General features: G+C 55.9%; 16 protein-coding genes. 8 read left to right on the top strand and 8 right to left on the bottom strand.

The features are described 5' to 3' along the window. Nucleotides 1–29: 29 nt before the first annotated feature. The gene (locus tag ACO6TI_RS02660; protein ID WP_055114619.1) at nucleotides 30–539 is read right to left on the bottom strand and encodes an invasion associated locus B family protein; all 510 of its coding nucleotides are present in this window, start codon (nucleotides 537–539) and stop codon (nucleotides 30–32) included. A gap of 285 nt (nucleotides 540–824) precedes the next feature. Here ACO6TI_RS02660 and ACO6TI_RS02655 point away from each other — a divergent pair, with 285 nt between their 5' ends. Then, nucleotides 825–1,391 (top strand): sigma-70 family RNA polymerase sigma factor, encoded by a 567-nt coding sequence (locus ACO6TI_RS02655; RefSeq protein WP_055114617.1) that lies wholly within the window; start codon nucleotides 825–827, stop codon nucleotides 1,389–1,391. Continuing rightward, a complete protein-coding gene (locus ACO6TI_RS02650; protein WP_422384289.1) occupies nucleotides 1,381–2,103 on the top strand; it encodes a M15 family metallopeptidase in 723 nt (240 codons plus the stop codon). Before ACO6TI_RS02655 ends, ACO6TI_RS02650 begins: the two co-directional genes overlap by 11 nt. Before the next feature lie 12 nt (nucleotides 2,104–2,115). Here ACO6TI_RS02650 and ACO6TI_RS02645 read toward each other — a convergent pair whose 3' ends face one another. Then, nucleotides 2,116–3,438 (bottom strand): NADase-type glycan-binding domain-containing protein, encoded by a 1,323-nt coding sequence (locus tag ACO6TI_RS02645; protein ID WP_196879731.1) that lies wholly within the window; start codon nucleotides 3,436–3,438, stop codon nucleotides 2,116–2,118. Nucleotides 3,439–3,616: 178 nt separating this feature from the next. Between ACO6TI_RS02645 and ACO6TI_RS02640 the strand changes: the two genes are divergently transcribed. Beyond that, on the top strand, nucleotides 3,617–5,047 hold the full coding sequence (locus tag ACO6TI_RS02640) for an MFS transporter (protein WP_422384288.1): 1,431 nt from the start codon (nucleotides 3,617–3,619) through the stop codon (nucleotides 5,045–5,047). A 48-nt stretch (nucleotides 5,048–5,095) separates the two neighbouring features. Here the strand turns inward: ACO6TI_RS02640 and ACO6TI_RS02635 are convergent, their stop codons facing one another. Then, nucleotides 5,096–5,641 (bottom strand): RNA methyltransferase, encoded by a 546-nt coding sequence (locus tag ACO6TI_RS02635; protein ID WP_422384287.1) that lies wholly within the window; start codon nucleotides 5,639–5,641, stop codon nucleotides 5,096–5,098. Nucleotides 5,642–5,822: 181 nt separating this feature from the next. Between ACO6TI_RS02635 and ACO6TI_RS02630 the strand changes: the two genes are divergently transcribed. Further along, nucleotides 5,823–6,797: an NADPH:quinone oxidoreductase family protein gene (locus ACO6TI_RS02630; RefSeq protein WP_422384286.1), complete on the top strand. Its 975-nt coding sequence runs from the start codon at nucleotides 5,823–5,825 to the stop codon at nucleotides 6,795–6,797. Nucleotides 6,798–6,921: 124 nt separating this feature from the next. Here ACO6TI_RS02630 and xth read toward each other — a convergent pair whose 3' ends face one another. Then, nucleotides 6,922–7,731, bottom strand: a complete 810-nt coding sequence (xth, locus tag ACO6TI_RS02625; RefSeq protein ID WP_422384285.1) for an exodeoxyribonuclease III — start codon at nucleotides 7,729–7,731, stop codon at nucleotides 6,922–6,924. Between the two features lie 615 nt (nucleotides 7,732–8,346). Between xth and ACO6TI_RS02620 the strand changes: the two genes are divergently transcribed. After that, entirely contained in the window at nucleotides 8,347–9,549 is a 1,203-nt protein-coding gene (locus tag ACO6TI_RS02620; RefSeq protein WP_196879733.1) for a porin, read from the top strand. Between the two features lie 152 nt (nucleotides 9,550–9,701). Here ACO6TI_RS02620 and ACO6TI_RS02615 read toward each other — a convergent pair whose 3' ends face one another. Continuing rightward, entirely contained in the window at nucleotides 9,702–10,262 is a 561-nt protein-coding gene (locus ACO6TI_RS02615) for a TetR/AcrR family transcriptional regulator (RefSeq protein WP_055114610.1), read from the bottom strand. Nucleotides 10,263–10,845: 583 nt separating this feature from the next. On the opposite strand from ACO6TI_RS02615, the gene ACO6TI_RS02610 reads away from it, so the two are divergent. Beyond that, nucleotides 10,846–11,547 (top strand): GH25 family lysozyme, encoded by a 702-nt coding sequence (locus ACO6TI_RS02610; RefSeq protein WP_035898754.1) that lies wholly within the window; start codon nucleotides 10,846–10,848, stop codon nucleotides 11,545–11,547. A 37-nt stretch (nucleotides 11,548–11,584) separates the two neighbouring features. Here the strand turns inward: ACO6TI_RS02610 and ACO6TI_RS02605 are convergent, their stop codons facing one another. After that, on the bottom strand, nucleotides 11,585–12,076 hold the full coding sequence (locus tag ACO6TI_RS02605) for a hypothetical protein (RefSeq protein WP_051644779.1): 492 nt from the start codon (nucleotides 12,074–12,076) through the stop codon (nucleotides 11,585–11,587). A gap of 208 nt (nucleotides 12,077–12,284) precedes the next feature. Here ACO6TI_RS02605 and ACO6TI_RS02600 point away from each other — a divergent pair, with 208 nt between their 5' ends. Continuing rightward, nucleotides 12,285–12,698: an SH3 domain-containing protein gene (locus tag ACO6TI_RS02600; RefSeq protein WP_422384284.1), complete on the top strand. Its 414-nt coding sequence runs from the start codon at nucleotides 12,285–12,287 to the stop codon at nucleotides 12,696–12,698. A 7-nt stretch (nucleotides 12,699–12,705) separates the two neighbouring features. Here ACO6TI_RS02600 and ACO6TI_RS02595 read toward each other — a convergent pair whose 3' ends face one another. Next, nucleotides 12,706–13,242: a CAP domain-containing protein gene (locus tag ACO6TI_RS02595; protein ID WP_422384283.1), complete on the bottom strand. Its 537-nt coding sequence runs from the start codon at nucleotides 13,240–13,242 to the stop codon at nucleotides 12,706–12,708. A 361-nt stretch (nucleotides 13,243–13,603) separates the two neighbouring features. Next, nucleotides 13,604–14,905, bottom strand: coding sequence for a crotonyl-CoA carboxylase/reductase (gene ccrA / locus ACO6TI_RS02590; RefSeq protein WP_196893815.1), 1,302 nt, complete (start codon nucleotides 14,903–14,905; stop codon nucleotides 13,604–13,606). Nucleotides 14,906–15,189: 284 nt separating this feature from the next. Here ccrA and ACO6TI_RS02585 point away from each other — a divergent pair, with 284 nt between their 5' ends. Continuing rightward, nucleotides 15,190–17,187, top strand: a complete 1,998-nt coding sequence (locus ACO6TI_RS02585) for a protein meaA (RefSeq protein ID WP_104702490.1) — start codon at nucleotides 15,190–15,192, stop codon at nucleotides 17,185–17,187. Nucleotides 17,188–17,297 lie beyond the last annotated feature (110 nt).

Genomic DNA, 17,297 nt, shown 5'->3' with positions numbered 1-17,297 from the left:
AATTCCGTCGGTTCAGAGCGAACCGTTGCCTAGCGGCAGGCCTGCGCAGCCGTGTCGATCGCCGCGGTAACACCTGACAGGGAAAACTTGTAGGTCGTCCTGGTGCCGCGGCTGGATTCGCCGTTCACGTTCATTTCCCGACCCGCCTTCATCGCAGACACCAACTGAGCTTCAGTTGCTGCATTTTCGACCCAGGCGCCATCGTTGTTGGTAAAGAGCGTAAAGTTCTTACCGTCAATGTCGATCGCGACAGAGGACTTGTCCTTGAAGGGGTAACCTACAACCAGGCTTGGTTCGGACGAGACACCTTCAGCCGGTCGCGAAGTCACGAAGAAGAATACATCCCCATGATTGCGATCGCCCGGAAGCATCGTCGTGGGTTTTGTCAGCGCGTAACAAACCTTGCCGCTTCCGCTGGTCAGTGAGTAGGCCGCCCAATCCTTGTGCTGCTTAAGGAGCGTCGGGGTTTGTGCGAAAGCTGCTGCACTCGAAACGGCTAGGCCTACGAGGGCCAGTACCAGCGATTTTGCTTTCATCATCTCCACACCGTTTGGCTATGAGTTTTCGTCAAATTTGATGCAATTGCCGTCTGTCTTATAAAGGTTGCTTTAATGATAACTTAAAGCGGGTTACGAAAGGGTTGAAGCTTTCACGAGGCAATTTCGGTTTTCTGACGTTTCTGCCGGTTGATCTCGTTTATGATTGTTTCCGCTACTGGCTGTTGCGGTTAATCGAGGCAACAGTGTGGCAGAAAGGGCTGAACCCTCTTTCGAAAACTCTCGAACCTGTTAAACAGGAGTGGCAGACGGGGAGCATGTTGGCCTTTGGTGCAGACGCAGTATTTTTCGGATCTGATCGTCAAGGTCGCGGTTGACCGCGACAAAGCCGCATTTGTTGAATTGTTTGATCATTTTGCCCCGCGTTTGAAGGGCTATCTGATGAAACAAGGCGCCGACGCGGCGATCGCCGAAGAAATCGCCCAGGACGTCATGGTGACGCTTTGGCGCAAGGCGAATCTTTTCGATCCGAGGAAATCTTCGGCGAGTACCTGGTTGTTCCGGGTCGCCAGAAATCGACGAATCGACAGGCTGAGGCGTCAAAAAACCTCGGAGCTCGACCCCGATGAACCTCTGTTGCAACCAGCTCCGTTGCCCGATGTTTCGGAAGAAATGGATGCAAGACTGCGCGAGGAGCGTGTGCGCGAGGCCCTCGGCAAGCTTCCCGAGGAGCAGAGGGAAGTTGTCCGACTTGCCTTCTTTCTCGGGCAGTCTCACAGCGAAATCTCAGAATCCACCGGTCTGCCGCTCGGAACCGTCAAATCACGTATTCGCCTTGCTTTCGGCAGGCTGCGGCAGTTGATCGAGGCCGATGAGGCCGTCGATGTGGACTAGGCAGACAGTCTCGGCAGCCGTGATTTCACTGCTTCTGGGATCGTTCTGCCAGGCAGGTGAACTTCCTGACGGGTTTGTGTATCTGCGGGAATATGTCCCAGATATCCGTCAGGAGATCCGCTATGCAGGCAAACGGAATTTCATGCGCCAAAGGCTGCCCGGTTACAATGCCGGGGAGTGTGTTCTGACCGAAGCCGCCGCCAAAGCGCTCGGCAAGGTGCAAAATGCTGCCGTCAAAATTGGCCGTTCACTGGTTGTCTTTGATTGTTACCGGCCACAAGGCGCCGTGGAAGCCATGGTTGCCTGGGTGAAATCGGGGAAGGGAACGGATCCGGCCTATTTTCCCAATGTTTCAAGATCGGAACTGATTCGTCAGGGCTATATCGGCGCCAAGAGCAGCCATGCGCGCGGCTCTACCGTTGATGTGGGATTCGATCTTCTGGGTGAGAAGCCATTCCAGGAAGGACAAGCGGTCTGTAAAAGAAACGACCGCGAAACGGTCGATTTCGGGACTCCGTTCGATTGCTTCGATCCGGCCAGTCGAACAGACTCTGCTGCGGTGTCGGCACACGCACAGCAGTTTCGAAGAGAACTGGTCAGTTTGATGCGCAAGGGCGGATTTCGAAACTACCCGGGCGAATGGTGGCATTTTACGCTGTCGAGTGAACCTTTTCCGAACCGGTCCTTCACTTTTGCGATCGACAGAAGATAGTTCCGGACGTCCCTAATCGGCAAAAACCGGAACAAGCTCCGACAAGGCCGTGTCGGTATATTTTGAGCCACTGAAAACCGTCTCTATCTGCAGCTCCAACCAGGTCGTCTCGACAGGTTGCGCGAAGCTGAAGCTGCTTGTCGCCATCGTATCGGGAAGGGAAATGATCTGGCTGTCGCCATTTGACAATGTCAGGCGAGCCGTCTGAACTCTGGCATTCTTGCGGAAAATGTCCCGGTTCTTCGCATAGCCGTTGACGATTTCGAACCCGGCCAGTTGTCGCGGCCGTTTGAAAGACATCACGATTCTCTCACCCGGTCCGTTTCCCGAAACACCCTCGACCCATGCGGTCGACAACTTGCCGTCCAGGAGATTGCCTGGTCCGTACCGATTGCCATATTGCGGGTTGAGGATTGAGCTGGCACAGACCTCGATTGTGTCGCCCGGGACCGGGGCGGCAACACATTGGCTGCTGATATATCTGGGAGCAGGTCTGTGAGAGGGCCGGGGTGCACTTGGGGCAACTGCTGCGACCTGTGGCTGCGGTCTGTTGGGAGACGCGCCCGATGCCGATTTTCCTCCGAAGTAGAATTCACCGATCAGCGCCTCATTGAGCCAGGGAAGCTGGCGCTCACCGGTTGACACATATACGCTTTCGCGCACCTTTCCCATCAGATGGCGGACTTCGAGGTCAGGTGTGTCGATCAGACGCGCGAGCGCTTCGGTAAAGGGGCTGTTGTTTCCTGTTCCGTCGAGAGCCACGTCGCCCGGCGCCGTCGCAAACGCAATCATCATCCCTGCCGCATTGGCTTCCAGCCGGGCAAGGCCGTTCGATGTGCCTCTGGTAAGCGATCGCGGCAACGGATTGTTGCGGCAGGCATCGAAGAATACGAGTTTCAGCCTCGCTCCGGATATTTCCATGATTTCCAGAAGGTCGTTTGCCTTGATTGCCTGACCGGGGAGATCCGTCGAGGCGATGATGTCGGCGTCAATTGGCAACAGCCAGTTACGGCCGTTCACCTGGACGCCGTGTCCGGCGTAAAACACCAGGGCAACGTCCGCCCCCTGAGCCTTGCGCCCGAATTCGGTCAGGGCCGCGGCAAAGGCTGCCTTGTCTCCGTCGATGACCCGAACGACTTCAAAGCCGAGCCCGGACAATTTGGTGCTCATGAGATCGGCGTCATTTGGCGGATTGCGAAGTGTCGACATTGCCCGGTAGGCGCCATTGCCGATGACCAGCGCGACCCTGTCGAATGCCGCCTGAGCCGGATTGAACGTCAGGAGACACATCAAAAGGCAAAGCACCGACAATTGAAACTTGATAGAAACGGTCATCGATTTCCCCCGGCTGTGTTTCCAAGAAAACTGCCCGTTGTCGGCAATTGCAAGATTTATTACTTCGGAAACATCCCTGCAAAAACATACAAAAGAAATCTTGACCTCAACTTAAGTTGAGCCCCTAGGTAGAGGCGGCGTTGAGCAAATTCCTGTTCTGAAAAGAGAGAATACACTCATGACAGCCACATTCGAGCAGTCCGGAGAAGCGCGTTGGAGCGAAGTCCTTTGGGGTGCTCACGCATCGGTCTCGGCAGTCCTGGCAGGCGGAATCATTCTGCATGCCATAAACATCAATATTTCTGCAACGATGCTGCCATCGATCGTCTCTGAAATCGGCGGGCAGGCGCTATATGCCTGGAATTCCAGCCTGTTTACGCTCGCTGCCATTTTGAGCGCGGCCGTGACCGGCAAGATCCTGAACAGACTGGGTGCAAGGTTGTCCTTTGCCGTATCGGGGGTCGTCTTTGCACTCGGCAGTCTGATTACCGCTGCTGCTCCTGACATGCCGGTCATGCTTTTCGGTCGGTTCATTCAGGGAATCGGTGGCGGGATCATGTTCACGTTGTGCTATGCGATGATCGTGTTCGCCTATCCCGAACGGTTGTGGTCCCGGGCCGTTGCATTGCTGTCGGGAACCTGGGGCATTGCGATGCTGTTCGGTCCGGCAATCGGGGGCATGTTCGCAGAATATGACTTTTGGCGCGGCGGGTTTGCATCGCTCATCCCCGTCACGATCATTTATACCGTGCTGATCTGGCGACTTCTGCCCCAGGTCGGGGACGACCTGCCACCGGCAGCCCCGATCGCCTTTGGCCAACTGGCGCTTCTTGCTGGCGCGGTCCTTGCTGTCTGGGCCGGATCCCTGGCGACGTTTCCACTCGTGGCGGCAGCGGGCGTCGCGCTGTCAATTGTCCTGGTACTCGCTCTGATGCGGCGGGAGAACACTGCCGACATACGTCTGTTTCCACGGGGTGCAATGCAGCCCGGGTCGCCCTTGTTTCTGTCTTTCGCCGTAATGTCTTTGCTCATTTTCTGCGTCAATGCAGAGTTTTTCATGCCATTTTATCTGCAGCGTCTGCACGGTCTCTCTCCGCTGCTTGCAGGATACATCGCTGCGCTCGTTTCCATCGGCTGGTCATCGGCCGAGGTCTATTCTGCGCGCTTCACCGGTGTCGCCATGCACCGCACTGTTGTCACCGGACCGGTGGTCATGCTGGCGGGCACCCTGTTGCTGGCAATTGCGACACCCATGTACGGTTCAGCCGGGACAGCGCTTGCCGCCGTCCTGTCGTTCGCACTCATTCTGGTCGGGGCCGGTATCGGTATGAGTTGGCCGCACCTGAATACGTTCGCGCTGCAATTCACGGATGTTTCTGAAAAGGAAAATGCGGCTTCAGCCCTTTCCACCATCCAGATGTTTGCCGTTTCATTCGGCACCGCGGTTGCCGGACTGGTTGCGAACCTTTCCGGTTTCAACACGAGGAATGATCTTGATGCGACGGCAAATTCCTCGATCTGGCTGTTTGCCACATTTGCGGTCATGGCGGTACTGGCAGCCGTCGTCGGCAGATCGCTTATTGCAACACAGCGCGGGGCATCTCGGTAGAGCCGTCTTTCGTCTCTTGATGTGTGGACGTTACCTCGTGTGGCGGGTTCAGGTTCCCGGCACCTTTCGCCCCCCGCGCATGACAGGTCCGCCACTGACATGCTTCGGACGATCGGTCTTGGGGCCGCCAGCGGTGACCGGGCGTTCCGCATAGCGCCCAAGCGCCCTGTGACGATCATACATGACGATCGCACCTGCCATGGCGACATTGACGCAGAACCTTGTCGGGATCTTCACGACGTGATTGCAGCGCTCCAGCATTTGCGGCGAGAGCGAGCCACGCTCCGGACCAAGCACGTAGGCCGCCTGCAGCGGGTGTCCGAAGCTCGGAAGATCAATTGCGTTGTCGGTCAGTTCAATTCCGACCAGCTGGCACCCGCGGGGCAATTCCATTGTGTCGACACTGTCCCAGGTAAAAACCGGCAGATGACCGGGGCTTTTGGACGTATCTGAAGGAGGTGCCTTTCGGATCTTCTGATCCGCGTCAACCGTGAAGAAGAAATTCGCCCCAAATGCATGGGCAGACCGCATGAGCGTGCCGAGGTTCATCCGCTTCGAGAGGCCCTCCGCACCGACGGCAAAATATCCGCGCATTACATGTTCCGTTTTTTACTGCGTTGCCGCCTCTTACCGGAAAATCGCCAGACATTGAACCGCGAGCTTATCCGGAATGCCTATAGGTGCGGTGCAAAAGACTTGCTAACGTGCCTTTGGCTCGCGCCGGGTTCCGGTGTCGCAAGCAGTATCTTCCGGTTTCGTGTTCAAAGAGGTTCCGTTGAAAGCCTGTCTCTGCAAATCATTCGGCCCGCCTTCAAATCTTGTCGTCGAGCGGATTGCCGAGCCCGCGGCAGAGCCCGGGCAGGTTGTCGTCAAGGTCGAGGCCTGTGCTCTCAACTTTTTCGACACGCTGATCATTGAGGGGAAGTACCAGTACAAACCGGATTTCCCGTTTTCACCGAGTGCGGAATTTGCAGGAGTGGTCGAGGCCACCGGAGCTGATGTGGCCGGATTTGCCGCCGGCGACCGGGTCATGGGATACATGAAATGCGGAGCTGCCCGTGAAAAGGTGCTCGTGCGGGCGGAAGACCTCATCAGGATTCCAGACGGGGTGTCCTTTGACGTTGCTGCGGGACTGGCTGTGACCTATGGGACCACGCTGCACGCCTATCGCGACCGTGCGGATCTCAAACCCGGTGAGACGGTTGCCGTTCTCGGCGCATCCGGGGGCGTCGGCCAGGCTGCGGTCGAAGTGGCGACGATCATGGGAGCAAAGGTGATCGCCTGTGCCTCGTCGGAGGAGAAGCTTGCCTTCGCCCGTTCACTCGGCGCTGATCTGACCATCGATTATTCCCGGGAGCCGCTGAAGGAACGGCTCAAGGAACTGACGAACGGCAAGGGTGTGGACGTGGTTTACGATCCGGTCGGAGGTGATCATACGGAGAAGGCCCTCCGGGCTACCGGATGGGAAGGCCGATTTCTGGTCATTGGATTCGCGGCCGGGGACATTCCCCGGATTCCGTTGAACATCGTCATGCTCAAGGGGGTCGATGTGCTTGGTGTGTTCTGGGGAGCGGCGATCGAGCGTGATCCGGAAGGTCACCGCAAAAACATGACGCAGCTTCTTGAATGGGTCCAGGAGGGGCGGCTAAAACCTCATATTCATGCAGTTTATCCGCTTGAGGAGATCGAGACGGCTCTTGAGGAAATTGCGGCGCGCAAGGTGCGTGGCAAGGTGATATTGAGACCTTGATCTGCTGTGCCGCCCTGACAACCATCTTTCAGAGACAAAAGAACGCGGTGCCCCGGTCCGATATGCGATGAGGTCGGAGTTTCAAACGGATAACAATTTCGATCTGTGAATGACTTCGAAAGGGTTACGCTTCGAAAACAGCAATCACCGGTGCGTGGTCGGAAGGTTTCTCCCAGCCGCGTGCTTCACGCATCACCGTTGTGCCTTTGACATGCGGAGTAAGCGGCCCGGAAACCCAGACATGGTCAAGCCTGCGTCCCTTGTCGGCTTTCGACCAGTCCTTCGCCCGATAGCTCCACCAGGTGTAAAGCTTCTCCTCCAGCGGCGTGAACTGACGCATGGCGTCCAGCCAACCGCCTTTTTCCCGCACACTTTCGAAAAGTTCTGTTTCGACAGGCGTGTGCGAGACCACTTTCAAAAGCTGCTTGTGAGACCAGACGTCGTGTTCATATGGAGCGACGTTGAGATCGCCGACGAGAACTGCTGGCCGATCCGTTTCTTCGCCCTGAAGCCAGTCATGCATTTCCGACATGAAGTCCAGCTTGTGACCAAATTTCGGATTGACTTCACGGTTAGGTTCGTCACCGCCCGCCGGGACATAAAAATTGTGCAGTCGCAGGCTGGACCCGTTGAAGGGAACGTCGACTGCGACATGCCGGCTGTCTCCGACATTGCAGAAGTCGCGCTTCTCGGTGTTGGTGAGCGGTCGCCTGGAGAGGGTTGCCACGCCGTGATAGCCCTTTTGACCGTTGATAGCCATGTGCTCATATCCGGCCTTGCGAAACGCGTTCTCCGGAAAATTCGCGTCCGGACACTTGGTTTCCTGAAGGCAGATGACATCCGGTGCGATCTCGTCGATCAGGTGTTCCACAATCGGCATGCGCAGACGCACGGAATTGATGTTCCAGGTAACTAGTTTGAGACGATCGGTCATGGAGGCCCCGGGGCTGGGAATGGTTACGGAAAGGCCAGTCATAAGGATTTGAGTGCGGAGTGCAATACGCTTGGGACTTGCCGGATGACCTTCAAGCCCTCTTTCCGTCGCCTTGGGGACTGCCGGCACGTTTTCAAGTGCATGCAACTGTAAGGTTAGAAATATCTCGGCGGTGTTGTAATTTGGACATATAGACGAAAAGACATTTTGACATTTTTGTTATTTGAGTCCATTTTCGGACTGAGGCATCATGAAAACTCACAATGCCTCAGTTACTCGCCGCAGATGTGCGGTCAATAAAAATCAGAAGAATAAAAGATCTAATAGAGTATAGAACCGTTTTCCATTCTCTGGAATTTCGGATGGCCTCGCTATGAAAAAGACAATAAAGTCTTTTATATCAGAATGTTGTAAAAATGTTACTCTGAAATTCAATCCTACCTCACTCAATCTTTTACGCTTGAGCTTCCGAATAAAAAATGATTTTCGTAGTCAAAGCAGGACAGATAAGTGATTCAGATCTTCACTAGGGATTTGAATGCAACGCAAGATATAGAAATCTACACCGACTGCATCAAAACTTATTTGCTTGTGACCAGAAACTTGGAGATTACGATGAAATTGAAAGCTTTGATGCTTGGAGTAGCTGCAGCTGCTACCGCTACCACCGCCCAGGCAGCCGATCTTCCGGTTGCTCCGGAGCCGGTCGACTACGTTCGCGTCTGTGACGCTTACGGTTCGCGCTTCTACTACATCCCGGGCACAGAAACCTGCCTGCGTGTTGGTGGTCGTCTTCGTACACAGTTCGTTGTCAACAACGTTCTGGAAGATGGTCCATGGGGCTCCCGTGATTCTGACGGCTATTCCTGGCTGACACGCGGTTACGCCTACCTCGATGCGCGTAACGCGACAGAATTCGGTACCTTGCGTGCCTATGTCGGGCTGCGCATGCAGGTCGAAAACGGAGAGAACGGGTTCAAGCTTGATGCGGGTTACATCCAGTGGGGCGGCCTGACAGCCGGTTACCTCGGATCAAACTTCAACATCTACACGGGTCAGGCCTTCATCGGTGTTGTCACGCGCGATTGGTCTGATGTCACAACGAACCAACTCGCCTACACCGCTGCATTTGGCAACGGCTTCTCTGCAACGGTCGCTCTTGAAGACCGTTCGGACCGTGAAGTCGGTGCCTACGGCGGTACGCGTGCTCCGGATTTCGTTGCCGCACTCAGCATGTCCCAGGGTTGGGGTTCCGCACAGCTTTCCGGTGCCCTGCATCAGGTCTATCCGGATGCGGCGTTCAACAGCACGAACGCTTCTGGCGATGAAGACAGCCTCGGCTGGGCAATCGGCGCCGGTGTGAACGTCAACCTGCCGTTCGCGAGCTCCGGTTCCAACATCTACTTCCAGGGTTTCTATGCTGACGGTGCGTTGTCCTACATTGGCAACGGCATCACCGATATCACCGTGGTCAGCAACACTGGAACGACACTTGGATCCGTGGCCGACTACGGCGGAAACGGCGACAAGAGCACCGGTTACTCCCTGTCTGCCGGTGTCTACATCCAGGCAACCCCGACCATCGGTCTTGCAGTTGACGGTTCCTACGCACACGTCGATCAGGAAGACTTCATCGGGGCAACTGATGCCGACATCGACCGCTGGGCAATCGACGGTTCAGTCCAGTGGGAGCCGGTCTCCGGTTTCGTTCTGGGTGCTGACGTTGGTTACTCCAACACAAGCGCCGACATCACCGGTCAGAATGTTGATGACCTTGACGAACTCCTCTTTGGTGTTCGTATGCAGCGCACGTTCTAATCTTTCGATTAGAATCTGACTGAGAAAAATTGACCTCCTCTCAGTCATTCGGCCCGGCAGACTCCAAACTGCCGGGCCTCCCCCTATCTGGAGGTCGGATTTCCGTTCAATGAAATCAGAAGCCAAATGCCGGCAGATATGCTGGCGTCTGGTCAGTTCCTGACGCTGTTTTCAAGCAATTGTCTGAGCGGCGCGTACGACCGGTCAATCTGGTTCTTTTCTTCGCTCTTGGTTCTGATCTGGTCGAAGGAAAGCCTGATAAAATTGCAAAGATCTCCGAATTCAACGGTGCCAAGTCGCAGTCTGTCCCTGAACGGCTCCAGGGCATTCCCGATCGCCTCGTTGCAAATTCGAACGATGCTCTCCTTCTTCGATGCGTCAATTCCTTCGACAATCTGGAGAATTTCTTCACCGTGAGGCATTTGAAGCATCATTTCGCAGGGTTTGGCGCTCAGGTGGAAAAAAGCGACATCGAGACGTTCACCGAGAGTGTCCAATTCGGCGCATTCTTCGGAAATGAGGCTTGACGATTTGCGAACATGATGCTCTACGGCGTCGTAGATCAGCTTTTCCTTGCAATCGTAAGCATTGTAAAGTGTTTGTCTTGCAACCCCGGCGGCGGTTGCTATTTCGCTCATGGTTGTCTTCTTGACTCCGTAGTGAGAAAAAAGTTGAAGCGCCGTCTCAACAATCTTGATTTCACGTTCATTCATAAATGCCCCCCGGATTTTTATCTCTTTGAGATTTTTTTATCTTCCCCGGTTGAAATAGTCTACCTGAATGACGATTTGCTGCGGTCGACGTGAAGTAAACACGCAAATTTTTAACACTATGATTTTCCAGATTGTGCCGTGTTTTTGTTTTTACTGCACGGTTTCACACGATAGATGAGACGAATTGGTCTTAAACTGGAAAATTTGGGGAAACACTCAGTCTTCAGCCTGATTGCAGAAATTTATCCAATCGGTTCGGTTCCCCTGCCAAGCAAAATATGCGGCGGGCCGTCGACAAGCTGGCCATAAAGCTTGTCAGCCATGGCACATCAGGTGTGGCCACGGCCAGAGCGTCGTCCTGATTGTCCCTCGAAATTCCTCGACAGTCAGGTTCTTGTCTTCGTGCTGCCGTAATGCCGCCCTAATCGGGTAGCCGGTTAAAGATGAATACGGGTTTTTGCGGAGATTTTGTCAATTCGTCCACGTTCCGTTAGGAACTCGCGCGCATTTTGAGCGGACAAGAAAAGCCTTTCTTAACTCTGTAGAGGTTGCTGTGCTGGCCCTGGTCAAATCCTTCTGTTCGATGTTCGGAATATTGTTCCTGGGCGCTTGTTCGGCTTATGACTTTCCGGACCCGACGCCGGAAGACTATGCGGTTCACGGTATCGATGTGTCGCGCTGGCAGGGGGACATCGACTGGGACAAGGTCAAAAAATCCGGAGTTGCATTTGCGTGGATCAAGGCGACCGAGGGCGGAGATCATGCTGATCCCAGGTTCGCACAAAACTGGATTGCGGCGCGCAAGGCAGGTGTTCCAAGGGGCGCTTATCACTTCTATTACTTCTGCCGTCCGGTCGAGGAACAGATCGCCTGGGTCAAGGAAGTGGTCCCCCAGGATCCCGATGCGATTCCCCTCGTCCTCGATATGGAGTGGAACGCCCATTCCAAGACCTGCCGCTTGAGACCGGAGCGGGCAAAGATTGTCCGCGACATGAAGGTTTTTCTGGATGAAATGGAGCGGCACTACGGCAAAAGACCGGTGATTTACTCATCAGTGGATTTTCACCGGGACCGGATGGTCGGAGCCTTGAAGGGCGAACAATTCTGGCTGCGTTCCGTCGCCACGCATCCAAAGAACATCTATGACCAGCGGGACGACTGGGTCTTCTGGCAGTATACGGCCGAAGGACGTGTCTCCGGGGTCAAGGGCGACGTCGACCGCAACGCATTCTTCGGAACCAAGTCCCAGTACCGCGCCTGGCTCAAGGGCAAGCTCAAGCGCTGAGGGCTCGCGGGTGGCAGACGGTCGGCTCCGGGGCGATCTACTGGATCTTGATCTGGTGCGCGACATCCTTGCCGTTCGTCACGGTGACCTGCGTGAAGCCGATAAGCTTGCAGAAGTCCAGAAAATTCAATTCGTGAGGATGATTGGAGCGGGCGAAAAGCTCCGTTGACCGTGCCAGGGAGGTCAGAGCAGCAAGAAGCGCGCGCATGCGATACAACGTGTCATACCGGTCGTCACCCGTTGAGACGATGATCAGTTTCTCAAGGTCTCCCCCCTTGGCAAAGAGGTGATATCCGGCTGCATGATTCTGCTTCGCGTGCTGGGCGGCAAGCCCGATGACAAAGGCAGCTCGAGACCGTTCCTGCGCGTCCGGTGCGACGGGCAGCTCGGAAATGTAAACTTCGCGAGTCTGGGGTTCGGGATAATAGTACCCTGCATGGGCGTCAAACGCAGAGGCGTTGGTCTGAGACACCAGGAGCAAGGCCGCCGAAACTGCCACTGCCGATGCAAGCTTGCGAATGCTGTTCATGTTGGTTTTTCCCCACCTGTCGTTTCACCCCAAATGAAGCCGATCGGGCAGGTCGAGGGCAAGGAGAATCTCTTCTTTCGACCGGGCGATCAGGAAATACGGGCCCAGGTGCTATATTTTCGCCATGTTGTCTTCCCACATCTGCACCGTGTGGGCTTGGAGCCCGGGCGGTCTGCACCCGGTCTCAAGTTATTCGGAGAATGATAATATGATGATCCGCTTGCCGCTTGCGTTTTGCGCCGTGGCCATGATGTCAATGCCGGCGCTGGCCCAGTCGGGTCCCGCGATTGCTTACACGACCGCAAACCTCAACATGCGCGCGGGACCGGGTACGAATTATCCTGTTATCACGACGGTTCCACAGGGCGGTGGTGTCACCGTATTCGGATGCACGGCGAATTTTTCCTGGTGCGACGCGGCGTTTGCCAACGTCAAGGGCTGGGTGTCTGGAAAATACCTGAGTTACGGCGTTCAGGGGAGTTACTACGGTCGACCGATTCCGAGTGCCGGGGTCTATGTCGGTGTGCCGCGGTACTCAAACAACTATCCGATCTACCGGCGTCCGCCGGCGGTGGTGCGGCCGGTCCAGCCCATTTATCCCCGATATCCGCGCCGCTACTAGGCGGTTTCTACTGTGCGGGCCGGGGAGACGCCAGAACCAGGGACCAAAAGACCTTGTGCTTGGCGGTGGGCGAATAGGCTGTTGCGATACCCAGACGGGTTGCGTCCCCGGTCAGAAGAACCTGATTGTGCCCGGGCGACTCCCGCCAGCCTGAAAAGGCTTCCGCAAATGTCCTGTAACCCGCACTGACATTTTCCGCCGCAGCCGTCTTCGGTTCGCCGATGGACGACATGCGCGTTGCCAGTTGCTGGTCTGGTGCCAGGGATGCCTTAACCGATCCGGCCGCCGCCATTGCTTTAGCCTGGGACTTGGCGATTGCATTGAGTTGCGGGTCCGGCGCAACCGCCGGCAGCCCGTTGTTGATCCTGTATTGCGAAATCATCTGTGCCGCAGTGGAAGTGTCTACCTGACCGTCCACGCGCGCAAGATCCTTGTAAAACGGCGGCGTTTGAAAGCGTTCGCTCTGGCATGCGGCGACGGAGAGCGCGGCAATAGCGGCAAGGGCATATTTGGTGGTCCGAAAACCCCTGTGGTGCTTGTTCACGTGCGGCGGATCTCCGGTTGCGTTCCAACGAATCAATTCTGACTCTTAAGGGAAATCGACAACGCAGCAGAATTGCGGCAGGCCCAAAAGGAATTGTGGGCAATGCCTTTGGTTGCCCGGAACCAATGCTTTGGCAGATGCATTGCATGCGAGGCTGTCGCGACTTCGTGCTGCGGCAGGTCAGGGAATGAAACGTGTTGAAGCGGCTTTTTCGCTTCTATCGGGAACCGGGCCCGATTCCCGGTGTGCATTTCGGCATGACCCTGGACCTTGGGCCGAAAACGAAAAAGACCGGCCCGTGAGACACGGGCCGGCCAGGCTGCATCAGGCTTGGGGTTCAAGCCTTTCAGGGAGCTTTTTGTCAGCGCTTTCCAGCTTCCAGAACGTCTTCGAATGTTCTCAGCCCGGTCGTTGGAGCAGATACCAGAACCGACATGTTTCCGGGTGCATGCTGGTTCTTCCACATTTTCGTATGTGCCCTGGGTATCTGGTCCCACGGAAAAACCTCGGACATGTAAGGATCTATGCGCCGTTCGACCATCAGCTTGTTGGCGGAGGCCGCCTGTTTCAAGTGAGCGAAGTGCGAACCCTGAAGGCGTTTCTGGTGCATCCACATGTAACGGACGTCGAATGTACAGTTGAAGCCGGAGGTTCCGGCACAGATCACAACCATGCCGCCCTTCTTGCAGACGAATGTTGAAATCGGAAAGGTCGCTTCCCCGGGGTGCTCAAAGACGATATCGACGTTGTTTCCCTTGCCGGTGAACTGCCAGATTGCCTTGCCGAAATTGCGTGCTTCCTTGAACCACTCTCCGTATTCGGGCGAGCCCACGGTCGGCAATTGTCCCCAGCAGTTGAAGTCCCTGCGATTGATCACACCCTTGGCGCCGAGATCCATGACGAACTGCCGCTTGTCTTCGTCGGAGATCACGCCGATAGCGTTTGCGCCCGCTGCCGTTATCAACTGGATGGCATAGGAACCAAGCCCTCCTGACGCGCCCCAGACCAGGACATTCTGCCCGGGTTTCAGCTCATGCGGATGGTGTCCGAACAGCATTCTGTAGGCGGTCGCCAATGTCAGCGTGTAACAGGCGCTTTCTTCCCAGGTCAGGTGTTTCGGCCGGGGCATCAACTGCTGTGCCTGGGCGCGGGTGAATTGCGCGAAGGAACCGTCCGGTGTTTCGTAGCCCCAGATCCGCTGGCTATTGGAGAACATCGGATCGCCGCCGTTGCATTCCTCGTCATCACCGTCGTCCTGATTGCAGTGAATGACGACCTCGTCACCGACTTTCCAGCGCTTGACCTTGTCGCCGACAGCCCAGACGATCCCGGAGGCATCCGATCCGGCGATGTGATAGGGTGCGCCGTGGCCATCGAACGGGCTGATAGGTTCACCCAGACCTGCCCAGATACCGTTGTAGTTGACGCCAGCCGCCATCACGAGGACCAGCACTTCGTGGCTGTCGAGCTCCCAGGTCGGCACGACCTCAAGCTGCATGGCATCTTCCGGTGCTCCGTGGCGCTCACGCCGGATTGCCCACGCATACATGTTTTTCGGGACATGGCCGAGTGGTGGAATTTCACCGATTTCGTAAAGATCTTTCACCGGAGCATCCTCAAGAGTTCGGTTGTCATTGGCTTCGGCTGCTGCTGCTGATGTCATTCATCCCCTCCCAGGGCTTCTTGTCACTTCCGATTTCGCATCTGCACAAGGCTCGAGTGGCTCAGAACCCCATTTTGCGCAACTATTGTTCAAAATAGGGTGTTGATCTATACGACTATTGCTTAACTTGCATTTTAATGCCAAGCATATTTTGCATTGCACAGTGAAATTTCGCATGCGCGTAATCTCATGCATGTTGCTGCCAGACCGGGAGATCTGGGCGGCCCAGGCGCTGCGAATACAGAATAAGACAGGCAGAAGAAGGCCTTAGAAGGAGTTGTGGCATGAGCCAGGCGGGAAAGAATATCGGGGACAGGGATCGCCCCTGGATTTTCCGAACCTATGCGGGACATTCGACTGCAGCGGAATCGAACAAGCTGTATCGCGGGAACCTTGCCAAGGGCCAGACCGGACTATCGGTTGCGTTCGATTTGCCGACACAGACCGGATATGATCCGGACGACCTTCTGGCTCAAGGAGAAGTCGGCAAGGTCGGCGTCCCGGTCGCGCATCTTGGAGACATGCGTGCACTCTTTCACGAAATTCCGCTGGAGCGCATGAACACGTCGATGACGATCAATGCCACGGCTCCCTGGTTGTTGTCGCTCTACATCGCGGCTGCCGACGAGCAGGGGGCCGACCGCGCGCTTCTTTCGGGCACGACCCAGAACGACATCATCAAGGAATATCTTTCGCGCGGAACCTATGTCTTTCCGCCGGCGCCGTCTCTGAAACTGACCACGGACGTGATTGCCTGGACCTATTCCAACATGCCCAAGTGGAATCCGATGAATGTCTGTTCCTATCATTTGCAGGAAGCGGGCGCGACTCCGGTCCAGGAACTCTCCTTTGCCCTGGCAACCGCGATTGCCATTCTGGATTCCATGAAAGCCAGCAAGGCAATTCCGGAAGAGGATTTTCCAAAGGCCGTCGGCCGGATCTCGTTTTTTGTCAATGCCGGAATGCGGTTCATTACCGAAATGTGCAAGATGCGCGCATTTACGGAACTGTGGGACGAGATCTGCCGGGAACGTTATGGCGTCGAGGACGAGCGTTATCGGCGTTTCCGTTACGGTGTCCAGGTGAATTCCCTTGGACTGACCGAGCAGCAGCCGGAAAACAACGTCTACCGGATCCTGGTCGAAATGCTCGCCGTGGTGCTGTCCAAGAATGCGCGGGCACGGGCGGTGCAACTGCCGGCCTGGAACGAAGCGCTCGGATTGCCTCGACCGTTTGATCAGCAATGGTCGCTCCGGATGCAGCAGATCATGGCCTATGAAACGGACCTGCTCGAATATGCCGACATTTTTGATGGCTCTCAGGAGATCACTCGGAAAGTCGACGCGCTGAAGGCCGAGGCACGTGAGGAACTTGCCCGGATCGATACCATGGGAGGTGCGGTCGCCGCCGTTGATTCCAGCTATATGAAACGGCAGCTCGTTGAAGCAAATTCAGCGCGTCTGGCCGCAATCGAGGCAGGCGACCAGGTCGTTGTCGGCGTCAACCGTTGGATCGAGAGCGAATCCTCTCCGCTGGCGGCGGGTGAAGATGGTGCCATCCTGACCGTGCCGGAGCACGTGGAGGAAGAAGCGGTTGAAAAGGTGAAGGCCTGGCGCGACGCCCGCGATGACGCTGCCGTTTCGGCCACGCTTGCCGAACTCAAGTCGGCCGCTCAGGAAGGCCGGAATATCATGGAGCCATCCATTGCGGCGGCAAAGGCCGGTGTTACCACTGGTGAATGGGGCCGTGTCCTGCGCGATGTCTTCGGCGAATACAGGGCGCCGACCGGTGTCGGGCAGGCTGTACGTGACGATGCCGGCGATCTGGCATCGGTTCGAAGCGACGTCGAACTGGTTTCGGAAAAACTGGGTCGCCGCCTCAAGTTCCTGGTCGGCAAACCGGGGCTCGACGGTCATTCCAACGGGGCTGAACAAATTGCGGTGCGCGCACGTGATTGTGGAATGGAGGTTGTCTACGAGGGCATCCGGCTGACTCCGGCGCAGATCGTGAATGCAGCAGTCGAGGAAGACGTTCACGTCATCGGATTGTCGATCCTTTCGGGGTCGCATCTTGCCCTCGTCCGCGATGTCATGGAGCGGCTCAGGAACGCAGGCGCGGATGATATTCCCGTTGTTGTCGGTGGAATCATTCCGGATGAAGACGACTCCCTGTTGAAGGCGATGGGGGTTGCCGCCGTCTATACTCCGAAGGACTTCCAGTTGACAGATATCATGACTGACGTTGTCAAGATCGTTGGAAGTTCAGCGGAGCGCGCTGCCTAGAATTTTCGGGTGCATAACGTCGCGAGGCACTATTGTTCTTGGTGTGTCAACAGGTTAACTTTGCGTAAAGCTTTGTTAACACTTTGTTGAGACTATCAGCGGGTTCCGCC

The sequence above is a fragment of the Roseibium album genome, assembly GCF_965233825.1.
Classification (GTDB): domain Bacteria; phylum Pseudomonadota; class Alphaproteobacteria; order Rhizobiales; family Stappiaceae; genus Roseibium; species Roseibium album.
This window is presented reverse-complemented; position numbering and strand designations above follow the sequence as displayed.

Coding starts and splice junctions, on each gene's coding strand:
- ACO6TI_RS02650 (WP_422384289.1), top strand. CDS start 1,381: ATGTGGACTAGGCAGACAGTCTCGGCAGCCGTGATTTCACTGCTTCTG.
- ACO6TI_RS02600 (WP_422384284.1), top strand. CDS start 12,285: ATGATGATCCGCTTGCCGCTTGCGTTTTGCGCCGTGGCCATGATGTCA.
- ccrA (WP_196893815.1), bottom strand. CDS start 14,905: ATGACATCAGCAGCAGCAGCCGAAGCCAATGACAACCGAACTCTTGAG.
- ACO6TI_RS02615 (WP_055114610.1), bottom strand. CDS start 10,262: ATGAATGAACGTGAAATCAAGATTGTTGAGACGGCGCTTCAACTTTTT.
- ACO6TI_RS02645 (WP_196879731.1), bottom strand. CDS start 3,438: ATGACCGTTTCTATCAAGTTTCAATTGTCGGTGCTTTGCCTTTTGATG.
- ACO6TI_RS02635 (WP_422384287.1), bottom strand. CDS start 5,641: ATGCGCGGATATTTTGCCGTCGGTGCGGAGGGCCTCTCGAAGCGGATG.
- ACO6TI_RS02620 (WP_196879733.1), top strand. CDS start 8,347: ATGAAATTGAAAGCTTTGATGCTTGGAGTAGCTGCAGCTGCTACCGCT.
- ACO6TI_RS02640 (WP_422384288.1), top strand. CDS start 3,617: ATGACAGCCACATTCGAGCAGTCCGGAGAAGCGCGTTGGAGCGAAGTC.
- ACO6TI_RS02585 (WP_104702490.1), top strand. CDS start 15,190: ATGAGCCAGGCGGGAAAGAATATCGGGGACAGGGATCGCCCCTGGATT.
- ACO6TI_RS02610 (WP_035898754.1), top strand. CDS start 10,846: ATGTTCGGAATATTGTTCCTGGGCGCTTGTTCGGCTTATGACTTTCCG.
- ACO6TI_RS02660 (WP_055114619.1), bottom strand. CDS start 539: ATGATGAAAGCAAAATCGCTGGTACTGGCCCTCGTAGGCCTAGCCGTT.
- ACO6TI_RS02605 (WP_051644779.1), bottom strand. CDS start 12,076: ATGAACAGCATTCGCAAGCTTGCATCGGCAGTGGCAGTTTCGGCGGCC.
- xth (WP_422384285.1), bottom strand. CDS start 7,731: ATGACCGATCGTCTCAAACTAGTTACCTGGAACATCAATTCCGTGCGT.